The organism is Streptococcus mitis, from assembly GCF_001579035.1.
Taxonomy (GTDB): Bacteria; Bacillota; Bacilli; order Lactobacillales; family Streptococcaceae; genus Streptococcus; species Streptococcus mitis_J.
Genome location: NZ_KQ970292.1, coordinates 35,436 through 36,266 on the forward strand (window position 1 = coordinate 35,436; position 831 = coordinate 36,266).

General features: G+C 38.6%; 2 protein-coding genes and 1 pseudogene. All 3 read right to left on the bottom strand.

Annotated features, from left to right (window positions below):
- Positions 1–68 precede the first annotated feature (68 nt).
- Positions 69–245 (bottom strand): preprotein translocase subunit SecE, encoded by a 177-nt coding sequence (gene secE, locus SMIDD26_RS09940; RefSeq protein WP_042900249.1) that lies wholly within the window; start codon positions 243–245, stop codon positions 69–71.
- A gap of 9 nt (positions 246–254) precedes the next feature.
- Positions 255–407, bottom strand: coding sequence for a 50S ribosomal protein L33 (gene rpmG, locus SMIDD26_RS09945; RefSeq protein ID WP_001809375.1), 153 nt, complete (start codon positions 405–407; stop codon positions 255–257).
- 92 nt (positions 408–499) lie between these two features.
- Positions 500–831 (bottom strand): annotated as a pseudogene (locus tag SMIDD26_RS09950) (aminotransferase); the annotation flags it as partial.

Genomic DNA, 831 nt, shown 5'->3' on the forward strand with positions numbered 1-831 from the left:
TCAAAACTATCCATGATATTTCCTTTCATAAATAGAAGATTTCTAGTGTAATTAACTCCACTAACCTTCTAAAAAATGTTAATAAATCGAATCAAACCTGAAACAATCAACTGGTCAAAAATGTAAATAATTATTACAAAGAAAGCTGTGTATTCCATGATAGAACGAAAATCTCTCCAGCTTTCCTTGCGAGTTGGCCATGTTGTGTCTTTAAGAAGTCTAAAAATATCTCCAATAAAACGCATCGCTCTCTCCTATCTCGTTTCTCTATGTGTAGTGTACTTGCCACAATGCTTACAAAATTTATTTACTTCTAGTCGTGTAGGCTTGGGGTTTCCGCTGATCTTGATTGAATAGTTTCTCGAACCACAAACCGCACAAGCTAGGCTTGCTTTTTTTAGTGCCATAACGCCTCCATCTTATCTATTATAACAAGAAAGCTAGGCTTTGACAAGCATCTTAGCGAAATACTGTGATTCGTGTGATTCGAATGTAAGCCCTATCTACGATACTGTTTCAAGAAACGAGTCATCTTTTCTTGGATTTGGGCTAGTTCATCAACACGAGGAAGGTAAACGATACGGAAGTGGTCTGGTTCCTGCCAGTTAAAGCCTCGACCATGAACCAAGAGAACCTTTTCCTGCTTCAAGAAATCAAGGACAAACTGCTCATCATCATCGATACGGTACATATTGCGGTCGATTTTAGGAAAGATATAGAGCCCAGCCTTTGGTTTTACGGCAGAGAGACCTGGAATCTCTTGAATGGCATTATAAATGAAATTTCTTTGCTCGTAAATTCGTCCACCAGGAAGGAGCAATTCATCGACTG